Origin of the sequence: Micromonospora fiedleri, from assembly GCF_016774385.1 — a bacterium.
Taxonomy (GTDB): domain Bacteria; phylum Actinomycetota; class Actinomycetes; order Mycobacteriales; family Micromonosporaceae; genus Micromonospora; species Micromonospora gifhornensis.
In genome coordinates this window covers 523,859-537,009 of the sequence record NZ_JAETXL010000002.1, presented here as the reverse complement: position 1 = coordinate 537,009, position 13,151 = coordinate 523,859, and the positions used below count along the sequence as shown (strand labels likewise).

The window sequence follows — 13,151 nt, the reverse complement described above, 5'->3', positions numbered from 1 at the left end:
GCTCGTACCTTACGACCAGCCGACCGACGCGGGCATCGCAGGTGCGCCGCGCCGTCCGAGGCCGCTCACCGCTCGCCGGGAGGCTGGTAGAAGTAGTCGTTCGGGTTGACGTCGGCAGGCTTGGTGTCCTCCTGCCAGGCCCCCTCACCCGGGCGCGCGACCAGGGCGTCGATCAGTGCCTCCCGGTCCATCTCGCGCGCACCCTCGATGCCACCGCGTACCGCGATGTCCCGTAGCTCCGCGGTGTCCATCTTCGGTATCGGCTTGGTCATCGCCCCTCCTGTGCCGCTTCGGTTGCCAGCGGCATACCCGGCGGTGAGCAGGTGAACCGCCCCGACCTGGCGTCGCCGGAGCCACGCCGGGGCGCGTGCCGTCAACCGCCCGATGCCCGTGACAAGGTCGACTCATCCACGGGCGACTACGCTGGCACGGGACATCAGCGGTGAGGGGAGACGCGCACATGGCGTGGAGCTGGCGGTACGAGGGCGCGAACGGCGAGTCGGTCGAAGGGCCCGCCGAGTCGTTCGGCAGCCAGGCGGACGCCGAGTCCTGGATCGGCCAGACCTGGCGCGAGCTCGCGGCGTCCGGCGTCACATCGGTCACGCTCGTCGAGGACGACCGGGTGGAGTACCGGATGAGCCTGCTGCCCGTGGCCGAGTGATGGGCCCCCGGGACGCCGAGCCGCTGGTGCTCGGGGTGCCCCGGGCGGCCTTCCGGCCCAGCCCCATCTTCCTCGCCCTGGTCGCCCTGCTGATCACCTGCGGCGTGCTGACCTGGCACGGCATCGGCAACGTCCGGCTCGCCGTCTTCGGGTTCGTGGTGACCGGCTGGGTGGTCTCGCTCTGCCTGCACGAGTACGCGCACGCGCTGGTGGCCTACCGGTTCGGCGATCGTGGGGTGGCCCACCGCGGCTACCTGACGCTGAACCCGCTCAAGTACAGCCACCCGCTGCTGTCGATCGCGCTGCCGGTGGTGGTGGTGCTGCTCGGCGGCATCGGCCTGCCCGGCGGTGCGGTCTGGGTGGATCGGCACGTGATCGCGGGCCGACTGCGGCACACCCTGGTCAGCCTCGCCGGCCCCGCCACCAACGTGGTGTTCGCCCTGGTGCTGGTGGCGGTGCTGCGCCTCGGCGCACCCGGGGGCGGCCCGGTGGAGTTCTGGGCGGCGGTGGCCCTGCTCGGCTTCCTCCAGCTGACCGCGAGCGTGCTCAACCTGCTGCCGGTGCCCGGTCTGGACGGCGGCAACATGATCCAGCCGTGGCTGAACCCGCAGTGGCGGCGGATGTACGACCTGTTCGCCCCGTACGGTTTCATTCTGCTTTTCGCGCTGCTGTGGAACCCGCGCATCGGTGGGTGGTTCTTCTCGGCGGTCTTCGCGGTCGCCGACTTCCTCGGCCTGCCGCCGTGGCTCTACGCCACCGGCCTGGAGCTGGTCCGCTTCTGGAGCTAACTCCGATGTGACCGTGACCGGGCCGGTCGACCTGACAGGTCGACCGGCCCGGAATCGTTCAGGGCCGCTCGGCCGGGGATTCGGTGCGGGCGGGGTCCCGTTCGGTCACCGGCTCGACGATCTCGTCGATGGCCTTGAGCAGGCCGGCGTCGAGCTTGACGCCCGCCGCCTTGACGTTGTCGTGCACCTGCTCGGGGCGGGACGCGCCGATGATGGCCGAGGAGACGTTCGGGTTCTGCAACACCCACGCGATGGCGAGCTGAGCCATGCTCAATCCGGCCTGGTCGGCCAGCGGGCGCAGCTGCTGGACGCGGGTCAGCACGTCGTCGGTCAGGAACTTGGCGATGAAGTTCGCGCCCGACTTCTCGTCGGTGGCCCGGGAACCGGCGGGCGGCGGCTGACCGGGGAGGTACTTGCCGCTCAGCACGCCCTGCGCCATCGGCGACCAGACGATCTGCCCGACGCCCAGCTCCTCGCTGGTGGGCACGACCTCGCTCTCGATGACCCGCCAGAGCATCGAGTACTGCGGCTGGTTGGAGACCAGCGGGATGCGCAGCTCGCGGGCCAGCGCGTGGGCCTCGCGGATCTGGGACGCCTTCCACTCGGAGACGCCGATGTAGTGCGCCTTGCCGGAGTGCACGACGTCGGCGAACGCCTCCATCGTCTCCTCGAGCGGGGTGTGATAGTCGTACCGGTGGGCCTGGTAGAGGTCCACGTAGTCGGTCCGCAGCCGGCGCAACGAACCGTTGATCGACTCCATGATGTGCTTGCGGGACAGGCCCCGGTCGTTGCGGCCCGGGCCGGTGGGCCAGTACACCTTGGTGAAGATCTCCAGGCCTTCCCGCCGTTCGCCTTCCAGCGCCCGACCGAGCACGTCCTCGGCCCGGGTGCCGGCGTAGACGTCGGCGGTGTCGAAGGTGGTGATGCCGGCGTCCAGGGCGGCTCGGACGCAGGCGAACGCCGCGTCCTCCTCGACCTGCGAGCCATGGGTGATCCAGTTGCCGTACGAGATCTCGCTGACCATCAGGCCGGAACGGCCCAGGTGTCGGAATTCCATTCCCTGAGCCTAGTCCGCACCCCCACCCTCCGCTCTCCCTCCACTTCTGAGGTTGATCAAGAGGTTTCCGTCACCGAAGCCCGCATGACACGACGCAAACCTCTTGATCGACTTTGCCCCGGGATGGGGTCAGAGGAGGGGGGTGGTGTCGGTCAGGAGGGATTCGATCTGGGTGATGACGTCGTTCGGGTGGGAGAAGACCGGGTCGATGAGGGGGGCGCCGCGGCGGTCGAGGGCGCCCCAGCGGCCGATGCCGTTGGTGGCGAGGAAGGCCACCGGGTGGATGAGCAGCGCAGGGTGTGCGGGTGCGACGATCACCTGGCCGGTCCGGTCCACCACGCCCTTGCGTCCGGCCAGGTCCACGACGGCCAGGCCCTCGTCGGTGAAGCCGTCGACGTACCGGCCGTCGGCCAGCCTGGTGTGGAACCCGTGGTAGCGGGTCGGCACCACGATCTGACCGGCCGCGTCGACCGCACCCCAGCCCTCCCGGCGTACGGCCGCCACCCCCTTGCGGAACGGCCGCACGTCGCCGAAGCCCGGCGGTACGGCCACCTCACCCGTGGTGTTCACGGCGAGCCAACCGCTGTCGTCGCGTACCACCCAGGCCAGGCCGTCGGAGAACGGCTGGGCGGCGAGGTACGTCGGCCCGACCACGACCTCACCGGTCAGGCCGATCAACGACCAGCGGTCCGACTCCGGGCCACGCACCCAGGCCAGACCGTCGGAGAACGGCTGCGCCTCGGTGTAGCGCGCCGGCACGACCATGTCACCGGCGGCGTCCGCGTAACCCCACAGACCCTGACCACCGTCGCGGGCAGGCACCGGACTGCGGTCGCGGTCCAACACCTCGTCCCACCCCCGGGGGTACGGCCCGAAGCCACGTTCCGCGGCGCGTGCCGCCACCGCGTCCAGCCCGATCCGTACCCGGGCGAGCAGTTCGGCGTCACCCTCGCCGCGCAGGTCGAGAGCCCGTTCGAAGTGGTGACACGCCTCCATCAACCGGCCCTGGTCGTAGCAGGACCGCGCCGCGTGTTCGTGCAGGGCCGCCCGCAACCGGTCCGGCAACTCGGCCGAGTTCGCCTCCGCGAACAACCGGTCGGCCTCGGTGAAGTCACCACGCCAGCGCAGCACATGCGCCAACCGTGCCTGGGCCAGCGCAACCCGACGCAACTCCCCGGTCGCCTCGGCGTAGGTCAGGGCCATCCGCCCGTCGTCCAGCGCGTCGTCGAGGTCGCCGAGCACCCGGGAAGCCACCGCCCGCAGGCTCAGCAGTCGGGCTCGGGAGCGGTTGTCGAGGGCCGAGGCGAGCTTGTCGGTCAACCGCTGCCGTACCGTCCGCAGCTCCTCCGGGTCGTCCACGACCTCGCGAAGGTCCTCCGGGTCCAACCGCCAGCGGTAACTGGCCAGCACCTGTTCAGGATCGGCCGGCGGCTCCGGCTCCTCGTCCACCGCCACCGCATCCTCAACCGGCGGCGCGGAGACCGGGGCGAGTACTTCCTCTGCTGGTGGCGCGGAGACCGGGGTGAGCGGTTGGTCTGCTGGCAGCGCGGAGGTCGGGGCGAGGGCTTCGTTTGCTGGTGGTGCGGAGCTGGGGGTGAGCGTTTCGTCAGCTGGTGGCGCGGAGATCGGGGCCAGCGCTTGGTCTGATGGCGGCGCGGAGATCGGGGTGAGTGCTCGGTCTGCGGGTGGTGCGGAGGTCGGGGTGAGCGCTTCGTTTGCTGGTGGTGCGGAGACCGGTGCTGCCGCAACCGGCGGTGCCCAGTCCGGGCTGGCCGTCGCTGGCGGTGTGGAGTCCGGGCTGGCGGTGAGCGGCGGTATCGAGCCCGGGCTGGTGATGGCGGGAGGTGTCGAGTCCAGGCTGATGGTGAGCGGTGGTGTCGAGTCCAGGCCGGCGGGAATCGGTGACGTGAAGTCCGGGCTGGTGGCAGGTGGCGTGGAGTCCGGGCTGGCCGTAGCTGGCGATGCGAAGTCAGGGTCGGACGGGATCGGTGGTGCGGGGACCGGTGGTGCGGGCTGCGGTGGAATTGGCGGTGCAGACGTTGGCGCTGCCGTTGGCGTGGGTGTTGACGGCAGGGCAGCGTCTGGTGTCGGCATGGCCGGCGAAGCGGTCTCCTGCGGCGCGGAGGGCAGCCGCCCCGGTTCCGCCGTGGCCGGGGAAAGAGTGTCCGGGGTGGACGTGACCGGCGGTGCGGAGACCGGAGCTGTGGACGGTGGCGTGAGTTCCAGGCTGGCCGGCGGTGCGGAGATCGGCGTCTGCCATGGCGGTGCGGACGTGACTGGCGGTGCCGAGACCGGTGTCTGCCATGGCGGTGCGGAGACTGGCGTCTGCCATGGCGGTGCTGGCGTCGGATCGGCCGGTGGTGCGGAGACCGGCCGTGCGGTGGGTGGCGGTGCGGTGGTCCCGTGGCTTGGTGGCGCGGAGGTCGGCGAGAGGGACGACGTCTGGTGGGACGTCGCCGCGAGAGGCGGTACCGGGTCCGGTTCGCTGGCGAGCGATGGTGCCGAGACCGGCCGGGTGTTCTCCGTGTCGTCGGGCCAGCTCACCGGCTCTGATCCGCCGACTGCCGCAGCGCTGCCGGGCGACTCGTCGAACCGGGCGGGAGTCTCACGCTCGGTCGGGACTGGCTCCTTGCGCCCGGAGGTGGGGGCCGGGCTGGGCGCGGGCGACCCGAACCACGCCTGCGGTCCGTCGGACGGCGGGCTGACCCGTGGCGAGGTCTCCGGTGCCGGTGGGACATACCGGGTGGGTGGCGGAGGCGTCGCGGTGAATCCAGGACCGGCGACCGGCGGTGCGGCCGGGACGCCGGACGTCGGCGGACCCGAGACCGGCGACGGCATCGGCGGCGTGGCGACCGACCCGTAGGCGGGCGGCGTGGAAACGGGCCGGTGAACAGGCGGCCCTGCAGCCGGGGGCCCAGCGGTCGGGGGTGCGGAGACGGGTCGGTGGGTTGGCGGCGCGGTGGCCGGGGGTGCGGAGACGGGTCGGTGGGTGGGCGGTGTGGTGGTCGGGGGTGCTGACACGACCACGGGGGTCGGGACCGGCGGTGGAGTGGCCACCACCGGCTGGTCGTGCAGCGGCGCGGGTCGCACCTGGTGTTCGTGCAGTGGTGCCGGGCGTACCTCGTGCTGGTGCAGCGGTGCGGGTCGTACCGTCTCCCCACCCCCTGCCCGGTCGGCCCCCGAGGCGGCGGGCCGCTCGTGGCTCGACCCCGGACGTTCCGGTCGCTCCTGGCTCGGTCCGGGTCGCTCCGGCCGTGCCTGGCTCGGTCCGGGTCGCTCCGGCCGTGCCTGGCTCGGTCCGTGGCGCTCGGGTGCCTCGTGGATCGGCCGGGAACGGTCCGGCCAGGGCTGGTCGGCGCGGTGCGGGTGCTGGTCGGGCCGGTGTTGGTCGGAGCGCGGGGCCCTGGGACGGTCCGACACCGGGCCTGCGCCCTCGGGCCAGTCGCGTGCCACTGCCGGGACTGAAGGCCGATCGCGGTGCGGGTCGACGGCGCCCGGCCGATCGCGGTGCGGGTCGACAGTGCCGGGCCGGTCGCGGTGGGGGTGGATGGGGTCTGGCTGGCCCTGGTGCGGGGCGGGGGAGACCGGGCGGGCACGCCCGGCGGCCGGGGAGACGGGCTGCTCGGGCACCACCGACAGGTGACGGCGGGGCGGGTCGTGGTCGGGGGCGGGCGAGACGGGCCGGTCGGCGTCGGGCCGTTGCGCGGCCGGCCGGTCCAGGTGGCGCTCCGACCCGGGACGGTCGGGGGCGGCGGGTCGCCGGTCCTCGCGTCCGGGGCGGTCGCCGGTTTCGGGTACGACAGGACGCTGGTACTCCCGGTGGTCCCGACCGGCGCTCGGGCGCAGCGGTCCCGGCTCGGGCCAGGGGAGGCCGCGGCGCGGCGGTTCGGCGTACCGCTGGGGGTCTCGGACAGCCGGCTCGGTGCGGGAGCGCTCCGGCGACCAGTCGGGGCGGGCCTGCTCGTCGTGCGGGCGACGGGCCGGCTCGTCGTCGACGTAACCGTCGGGGTACGGGGCAGCATCGGGGTCACCGACGGTGAACTGCTCCCGGTAGCCGTCCACCCGCGGCCCGTCGTCGTAGCTGGGCTGACCGGGATGGCTGCTCCACTGGTAGCGGGGACGCCGCGAGTCGTCTCCGGGGGAGCGGCGGTCGGCGTCCTCGACGGGCCGGTGCGTGGCGGGGCGGTGGGGTTCCCGGCCCGGCTCGGGCGCCCAACCGCGCTCCGGTCGCCCGGCCGGCGACCCGGGCGCGCCACGCCGGTACGGATCGCCGTCGGTCGGCTCGGGTCGGCGTGGGCGTTGGGCGTGCCGGTCGGCATCGCGGTCGCGCCACTGCGGATCGTGGTGCGGATAGCGGTCGGGCTCACGCCGGTCGGGCCCACGTGGATCAGGCTCACGCCGGTCGGGCCCACGTGGGTCGGGCTGGCGGCGGTCGGGCTCACCTCGGTCGGGTTGACGGCGCGCGTACCGGTCGGGGGCGCGTCGCTCGGGCGGCTCGAAGCCGCCACGGTCCCGGCGATCCCGGTGCGGCGGGTACCCGTCGACGTCGGGCTGGGCGTACCGCTCACCGGCGCGCTGGTCTCGCTGGGCCGGCGCGCCGGTGACACCGGTCGCCTGTGGACCGGCGTCGGACCAGGTGACACCGTCGCGTCCGCGTACCGGCTCGACGGGCGGTGACCACCGGCCGTCCGCCCGCCCCGGCTGGTTGCCCGGATACGGGGACTGGTCGTACGGGCGTCCGCCGTTGCCGCCGTCGGGACGCCGCTGAGCAGGCCCGTCCTGGCGGCCCGGCCAGCCGTCCGGCTCGTCGTTCCAGGAACGACCCACGTACGTGCCGTCGGGCCGGGTGGGTGCCAGCGGTGGCACCTCGGCCCGGCCGACCGCGCTCGCCCGACCCCACGCCCGTGGCTGCTGATGGTCCTGACCGTCGTCGCCTGGGTAGCGCTGGCCCGGGAACTGGGGCTGCCATTCGGTCGTCGGCTCGACGACCCAGGACGGCTCGGCGGGATCGTGCCACCGGTCGGCGTAGCCGCGACTCATCCGCCGGACCTGTCGTGCCGCCCAGGACGTGGGCGGCGGGTCGGGTGACGCTGCGGGACGACCGGGCCGGGCAGCCCGGACTCGGCCATGCCGAGCCCGCGGACCGGCGTCCGCTCGCTCACGGCCGCGCCCCGATGGTCGGCTCGCGTCCGCTCGCTCACGGCGAATGTCACCTCGTCGGAAATGGTCGCTGGGCACCCGCCCGGAATCGGCCAAACTCGCTCGTCCCGGCACCGAATGGCTGCGCAAGGAGGGTAGCGGCGTGGGCTCGGTCGACGCCACTGTGGCACTCGCGACGGACCCAAACGTTATCCAGTTGATCCGGACATTTGGGTCTTTGGTCGAATCGGACTTCCGGCGACGAACCCGGCGGGCTGCGTACGCCGTCCGGTCGCCGGCCCCCGCCGGGCGCGACTCAGGAATGCTCCATGATCAGTACGAAGAAGGTGCCCGGTTCGAGGGCCTCGTACCGGTGCGGCGCGTCACCGGCGAAGGTGGCGTAGTCGCCCGGGCCGAGTTCCACCTGCTCGTGTTCCGGACCACAGCGCATCCGGCCGTTCCCCACCACCAGGTGTTCGACGGTGCGTGGCGTGTGTGGCTCCGCGTTGCGGATCCGCCCCGGCTCCAACTCGATCAGGTAGACGTCCCGGCGGGCGTGCGCGGTGCCGGCGGTCAACAGGGTGCCGGTGAAGTCGGCGTGCTCGGAGCGCACCCGGGGGCCGTCGCCGGCCCGGATCACCCGTACCGAGTTCGCCGGTGGCTCGACCAGCCGGCTGAACGGTATGTCGAGCGCCACACACAGGGCCCAGAGCGTCTCCATGCTCGGGTTGCCCAGGCCGGCCTCGAGTTGCGACAGGGTGGACTTGGCGATCCCCGCCCGGCGGGCGAGTTCGGTCAACGAGATGCCGACGCGCTGCCTTTCCTGGCGGAGAGCAGCGGCGATGGTGGCCAGCGGGGGCGAAGGATCCGGGGGCATTGTTCGCTCCGTCGTGCACATTGTTCTATTTGACGAACATGAAGGGCCTGTTCATCATGATGAACCATGCGTACGCCAGAACGAACAGCGGGTGCCGGCATGCTCCGCGACGTCGCCGCCATCGGCGCGGCGATAGTGGCCGTCGGCGCCTCGTTCGGTGCGGTGGCGGTCGCCGCGGGGCTGCCCGTCTGGGCCGTCATCGCCATGTCCCTGTTCGTCTACGCGGGCGGCGCGCAGTTCATGGCGGTCGGGCTGGCGGCTGCCGGTAACCCGATGGCCGCCGTGCTGGCCGGACTGCTGCTCAACGCCCGACACCTGCCGTTCGGGCTGACCCTCGGCGACAGCCTCGGTCGCCGGCTCTGGCAACGACTGCTCGGCAGCCACCTGATGACCGACGAGGCGACCGCCTTCGCGCTCGCCCGTCCGGCCGGTGAGGTGCGACACCGCGCGTTCTGGCTGGCCGGCACGCTGCTCTTCGTGGCCTGGAACGCCGGCACGGTGCTCGGCGTACTGGCCGGTGGGGTGGCCGGAGACCCGGCCACGCTCGGGCTGGACGCCGCCTTCCCCGCCGGGCTGATCGCCCTGCTGCTGCCCACCCTGCGCGACCCGGACACCCGACGGGCGGCGCTGGGTGGCGCGGCGCTGGCGGTGCTGACCACGCCGGTGCTGCCGGCCGGTCTGCCGGTGCTGCTGGCGCTGGCCGGGCCGGCGTTGCTGGCCGTACACCGGCTCAGGCGGCCACCGGCGGCCCCGACCGCGCAGGTCGTCGAGCCTGCGGACGAGGCTCACGCGGTGCCGGCCGGCCGGAGGGAGTCGTCGTGCTGATCGCGGTGATCGTGGCGCTGGCCGTCGGGACGTACGCCTTCCGGGTTTCCGGGGTGCTGCTGCGCGACCGACTCGACCTGCCGACGTGGGCGCGGCAACTGCTGCCGGTCGCCGCGGCGGCCCTGCTGGCGGCGTTGGCGGCGACCGCGGCGTTGACCGAGGGCACCGGGTTCGCCGGCTGGGCCCGGCCGACCGGGGTGCTGGTGGGCGTGGTGCTGGCGTGGCGACGAGCGCCGTTCGTGCTCGTGGTCGTCGCCGCCGCCGGCACCACGGCGCTGCTGCGCCTGCTCGGCGTGCCCTGAGCTGCTCAGACGGGGTCGCCGATGGCGACCTTGGGCTCCGGGGTACGCAGCTTCCGGAAGGTGATCGCCCGCATGATCGCGTAGAGGTACAGCGAACCCATCCGCTGGGTGGACTGCGGGAAGCGGGTCCGGACCAGCTTCTTGATCTTGCGAGAGATCAGCACCGAGTCGATCACCACGCCGATGGCCAGGGCACCCCACAACAGGTTGGAGGCCAGCCGGACCGCCGGGGGCATCGCCTGGTTCGAGCCGATCAGCACGATCAGCGCACCACCGAAGAACCAGGTGCCGACGGTACGCCGGGCGTCGACCACGTTGCGGGCGAGCAGTCGCTCGGGACCCCGGTCGCGGGGGCCACCCTCACGCCGGAACTCCGCGGCCGCCTCGGCCCGCCGCTGCCGCCGGAGAGCCTTCGCCTCCTCCTTGCTCAGCGGCTTGGTCGTGCCCGGTGGGCGACGGCCACTGGTGGGGCGCTTCGGCGTCTCACGTCCCTTGCTCGGGGTGTAACCACGCGGACGGTTGGCCTCGGCCTCCTCCTCGGCCGGGGTCAGCGGCTCGGTGGCGGGGTCGGCGAGGTCGGCGGACTTGCGACGAAACAGCGACGGCACGCGGCAAGGGTAGCCAACGCCACGTGGCCGTTGCACATCGCGGGTGTGACGGCCACGTGGCGGACAACTGGTGGTGTGGCCGGGATTACGGCCGCTCGACGTGCGCGCCGAGGTCGGCGAGCTTGGCCTCGAAGTCCTCGTAGCCCCGGTTGATCAGGTCTACGCCGTACACCCGGGAGGTGCCCTCGGCGGCCAGCGCCGCGATCAGGTGGCTGAAGCCGGCCCGCAGGTCGGGGATGACCAGGTCGGCGGCGTGCAGCTTGCTCGGCCCGGCGATCACCGCCGAGTGCTTGAAGTTGCGTCGGCCGAAGCGGCACGGGGTGCCGCCAAGGCAGTCCCGGTAGACCTGGATGTTGGCACCCATCGAGTTGAGCGCCTCGGTGTAGCCCAGCCGCTGCTCGTAGACCGTCTCGTGCACGATCGACAGGCCCCGGGCCTGGGTCAGCGCCACCACCAGCGGCTGCTGCCAGTCGGTCATGAAGCCCGGGTGCACGTCGGTCTCCAGCGCGGTGGCCTGGAGCTCGCCGCCCGGGTGCCAGAAGCGGATGCCGCCCTCCTGGCCCGGCTGCCCCGGGCGCGGGGGCCGGGTGTCGGTGACCTCGTACTCGCCGCCGATCGAGCGGAACACGTTCAGGAAGGTCATCATGTCGGCCTGCTCGGCGCCGAGCACCTCCACGTGACCGCGGGTGGCCAGTGCCGCCGCCGCCCAGCTCGCCGCCTCGATCCGATCCGGAATCGGCCGGTGGGTGTAGCCGTGCAGTTTCGGCACGCCCTGGATCTCGATCACCCGGTCGGTGTGCACCTTGATGATCGCGCCCATCTTCTGAAGCACGCAGATCAGGTCGATGATCTCCGGCTCCACGGCGGCGTTGCGCAGCTCGGTGACGCCCTCGGCCATCACCGCGGTGAGCAGCACCTGCTCGGTCGCGCCCACACTCGGGTAGGGCAGCGCGAACTTGGTGCCGTGCAGGCCGTTCGGCGCGGACAGGTGCAGCCCTTCCGGGGTCTTCTCGACCGTCGCACCGAACTCGCGCAGCGCCTGGAGGTGGAAGTCGATCGGCCGGGGCCCGATGTGGCAGCCGCCCAGGTCCGGTATGAAGGCGTGCCCGAGACGGTGCAGCAGCGGCCCGCAGAACAGGATCGGGATCCGGCTGGAGCCGGCGTGCACGTTGATCTGGTCGGTGCTGGCGCTCTCCACGTTCGCCGGGTCGAAGACCAGCTCGCCGTCCTCGACGCCGTCGCTGACCTTGACACCGTGCAGGCCGAGCAGCCCTCGGACAACCTCCACATCACGGATCTTGGGTACGTCGAAGAGCCGGCTCGGGCTGTCGCCGAGCAGGGCGGCGACCATTGCCTTGGAAACCAGGTTCTTCGCACCACGCACGCGGATCCGCCCCTGTAGCGGGGTGCCTCCGTGTACGACCAGAACGTCGTCGGTCAACGCAACCTCCAGCGCGTGCGTGCTGCCGTTTCGATGTGGGGACACCACCGGTCGCTACCCGGGAAGCGGTCGCGCTCAAACGCACGCGCCGCGGGTGCCATCGCCCGGCAGCATAGCCCTCCGTGATGAGAATGGATTCGGTCACACCGCATTGGAGGGCATTTATCGGTGATCCGGCACTTTCGCGTACGAGTGTTGTTACCGAGAGTGATTACTCTCCCGGTCAAGCGCCGGGCAGCGCGAGCATCTGATCCAGGGCCACCCGGGCGTGGTGCGCGGTGTCGGCGTCGACGGTGATCTGGTTGACCACCCGGCCCGCCACCAGCTCCTCCAGGGCCCAGACCAGGTGCGGCAGATCGATGCGGTTCATCGTCGAGCAGTAGCAGACCGCCCGGTCGAGGAACATGATCTGCTTGTCCGGGTGGGCCAGCGCGAGCCGGCGTACCAGATTCAGTTCGGTGCCGATCGCCCACGCGGAACCGGCCGGCGCCGCCTCGATGGTCCGGATGATGTACTCGGTCGAACCCACCAGATCGGCGGCGTTGACCACCTCGTGCCGGCATTCCGGGTGCACCAGCACATTGACCCCGGGCACCCGCTCCCGGACGTCGTTCACACTGTCCAGGGTGAATCGCCCGTGCACCGAACAGTGCCCGCGCCAGAGGATCATGCGGGCGTCGCGCAACTGCTCGGGGGTGAGCCCGCCGCCCGGCTTGTGCGGGTCGTAGAGCACGCAGTCGTCCAGCGAGAAGCCCATCTCCAGCACCGCCGTGTTGCGGCCCAGGTGCTGGTCGGGCAGGAAGAGCACCTTCTCACCCTGCTGGTAGGCCCACTCCAGGGCCCGCTTCGCGTTCGACGAGGTGCAGACCACCCCGCCGTTGCGGCCGACAAAACCCTTGATGTCGGCCGAGGAGTTCATGTAGGTGACCGGCACGGTCTGTGCCGCGATGCCCAACTCGGTGAGCACGTCCCAGGCGTTCTCGACCTGCGGCAGCGCCGCCATGTCCGCCATCGAGCAGCCGGCCGCCAGGTCGGGCAGGACGACCCGCTGCGTGTCGGAGGTGAGGATGTCGGCGCTCTCGGCCATGAAGTGCACACCGCAGAAGACGATGTACTCGGCATCCGGCCGGGCGGCGGCCTCGCGGGCCAGCTTGAACGAGTCGCCGGTCACGTCGGCGAACTGGATCACCTCGTCGCGCTGGTAGTGGTGGCCCAGCACGAAGACCTTGTCGCCGAGGGCGGCCTTCGCCGCTCTGGCCCGGGCCACCAGGTCGGGGTCGCTCGGCGCCGGCAGGTCACCCGGACACTCCACGCCACGTTCGGTGGCGGGGTCGCTGCCGCGGCCGAGGAGCAGCAACGCAGTGGCGGTGTTTGAGGGCTCAACCCAGGTCGACGTCACGCCCTCCATGGTCCCACAGCGGGGCACGTGCGCCGCCCTCGCCGCTGTGGGCTG

General features: G+C 72.2%; 13 protein-coding genes and 1 pseudogene. 6 read left to right on the top strand and 8 right to left on the bottom strand.

Going from position 1 to position 13,151, the window contains the following annotated elements:
• Positions 1-65 precede the first annotated feature (65 nt).
• Entirely contained in the window at positions 66-272 is a 207-nt protein-coding gene (locus JMF97_RS06430; protein ID WP_013735194.1) for a hypothetical protein, read from the bottom strand.
• Positions 273-460: 188 nt separating this feature from the next.
• Here JMF97_RS06430 and JMF97_RS06425 point away from each other — a divergent pair, with 188 nt between their 5' ends.
• Together JMF97_RS06425 and JMF97_RS06420 are read left to right on the top strand one after the other, a co-directional pair.
• Positions 461-661: a hypothetical protein gene (locus JMF97_RS06425; protein WP_013735193.1), complete on the top strand. Its 201-nt coding sequence runs from the start codon at positions 461-463 to the stop codon at positions 659-661.
• The gene (locus JMF97_RS06420; protein WP_203220901.1) at positions 661-1,449 is read left to right on the top strand and encodes a site-2 protease family protein; all 789 of its coding nucleotides are present in this window, start codon (positions 661-663) and stop codon (positions 1,447-1,449) included. The genes JMF97_RS06425 and JMF97_RS06420 overlap by 1 nt, the downstream gene beginning before the upstream one ends.
• A 58-nt stretch (positions 1,450-1,507) precedes the next feature.
• On the opposite strand, the gene JMF97_RS06415 is transcribed toward JMF97_RS06420, so the two are convergent.
• Entirely contained in the window at positions 1,508-2,506 is a 999-nt protein-coding gene (locus JMF97_RS06415) for an aldo/keto reductase family protein (RefSeq protein WP_013735191.1), read from the bottom strand.
• A gap of 129 nt (positions 2,507-2,635) precedes the next feature.
• Positions 2,636-4,153, bottom strand: a pseudogene (locus JMF97_RS06410) (WG repeat-containing protein); the annotation flags it as partial.
• Positions 4,154-4,598: 445 nt separating this feature from the next.
• Here JMF97_RS06410 and JMF97_RS06405 point away from each other — a divergent pair.
• Together JMF97_RS06405 and JMF97_RS06400 are read left to right on the top strand one after the other, a co-directional pair.
• Positions 4,599-5,369, top strand: coding sequence for a hypothetical protein (locus JMF97_RS06405; RefSeq protein ID WP_203220656.1), 771 nt, complete (start codon positions 4,599-4,601; stop codon positions 5,367-5,369).
• Positions 5,370-5,983: 614 nt separating this feature from the next.
• Positions 5,984-7,183 carry a hypothetical protein gene (locus JMF97_RS06400; protein ID WP_203220655.1) on the top strand — a complete coding sequence of 400 codons (1,200 nt, stop codon included), beginning with the start codon at positions 5,984-5,986 and terminating at the stop codon, positions 7,181-7,183.
• A gap of 359 nt (positions 7,184-7,542) precedes the next feature.
• Here the strand turns inward: JMF97_RS06400 and JMF97_RS06395 are convergent, their stop codons facing one another.
• Entirely contained in the window at positions 7,543-7,707 is a 165-nt protein-coding gene (locus JMF97_RS06395) for a hypothetical protein (RefSeq protein ID WP_203220654.1), read from the bottom strand.
• 254 nt (positions 7,708-7,961) lie between these two features.
• Entirely contained in the window at positions 7,962-8,522 is a 561-nt protein-coding gene (locus tag JMF97_RS06390) for a helix-turn-helix domain-containing protein (protein WP_203220653.1), read from the bottom strand.
• Positions 8,523-8,588: 66 nt separating this feature from the next.
• On the opposite strand from JMF97_RS06390, the gene JMF97_RS06385 reads away from it, so the two are divergent.
• Both JMF97_RS06385 and JMF97_RS06380 read left to right on the top strand, forming a co-directional pair.
• On the top strand, positions 8,589-9,347 hold the full coding sequence (locus tag JMF97_RS06385) for an AzlC family ABC transporter permease (RefSeq protein WP_238358795.1): 759 nt from the start codon (positions 8,589-8,591) through the stop codon (positions 9,345-9,347).
• A complete protein-coding gene (locus JMF97_RS06380) occupies positions 9,341-9,649 on the top strand; it encodes an AzlD domain-containing protein (RefSeq protein ID WP_203220652.1) in 309 nt (102 codons plus the stop codon). Before JMF97_RS06385 ends, JMF97_RS06380 begins: the two co-directional genes overlap by 7 nt.
• Positions 9,650-9,654: 5 nt before the next feature.
• Here JMF97_RS06380 and JMF97_RS06375 read toward each other — a convergent pair whose 3' ends face one another.
• From JMF97_RS06375 to nadA, 3 genes are all read right to left on the bottom strand, one after another.
• A complete protein-coding gene (locus JMF97_RS06375) occupies positions 9,655-10,257 on the bottom strand; it encodes a DUF3043 domain-containing protein (protein ID WP_203220651.1) in 603 nt (200 codons plus the stop codon).
• Between the two features lie 85 nt (positions 10,258-10,342).
• On the bottom strand, positions 10,343-11,698 hold the full coding sequence (gene murA / locus JMF97_RS06370) for a UDP-N-acetylglucosamine 1-carboxyvinyltransferase (RefSeq protein ID WP_013735182.1): 1,356 nt from the start codon (positions 11,696-11,698) through the stop codon (positions 10,343-10,345).
• Between the two features lie 223 nt (positions 11,699-11,921).
• A complete protein-coding gene (gene nadA, locus JMF97_RS06365) occupies positions 11,922-13,097 on the bottom strand; it encodes a quinolinate synthase NadA (RefSeq protein ID WP_203220650.1) in 1,176 nt (391 codons plus the stop codon).
• Positions 13,098-13,151: the final 54 nt, after the last annotated feature.

Excerpts from the sequence above, each read along its gene's own strand:
- JMF97_RS06430 (WP_013735194.1), bottom strand. The coding sequence starts at position 272 with ATGACCAAGCCGATACCGAAGATGGACACCGCGGAGCTACGGGACATC.
- JMF97_RS06425 (WP_013735193.1), top strand. The coding sequence starts at position 461 with ATGGCGTGGAGCTGGCGGTACGAGGGCGCGAACGGCGAGTCGGTCGAA.
- JMF97_RS06420 (WP_203220901.1), top strand. The coding sequence starts at position 661 with ATGGGCCCCCGGGACGCCGAGCCGCTGGTGCTCGGGGTGCCCCGGGCG.
- JMF97_RS06415 (WP_013735191.1), bottom strand. The coding sequence starts at position 2,506 with ATGGAATTCCGACACCTGGGCCGTTCCGGCCTGATGGTCAGCGAGATC.
- JMF97_RS06405 (WP_203220656.1), top strand. The coding sequence starts at position 4,599 with ATGGCCGGCGAAGCGGTCTCCTGCGGCGCGGAGGGCAGCCGCCCCGGT.
- JMF97_RS06390 (WP_203220653.1), bottom strand. The coding sequence starts at position 8,522 with ATGCCCCCGGATCCTTCGCCCCCGCTGGCCACCATCGCCGCTGCTCTC.
- JMF97_RS06385 (WP_238358795.1), top strand. The coding sequence starts at position 8,589 with ATGCGTACGCCAGAACGAACAGCGGGTGCCGGCATGCTCCGCGACGTC.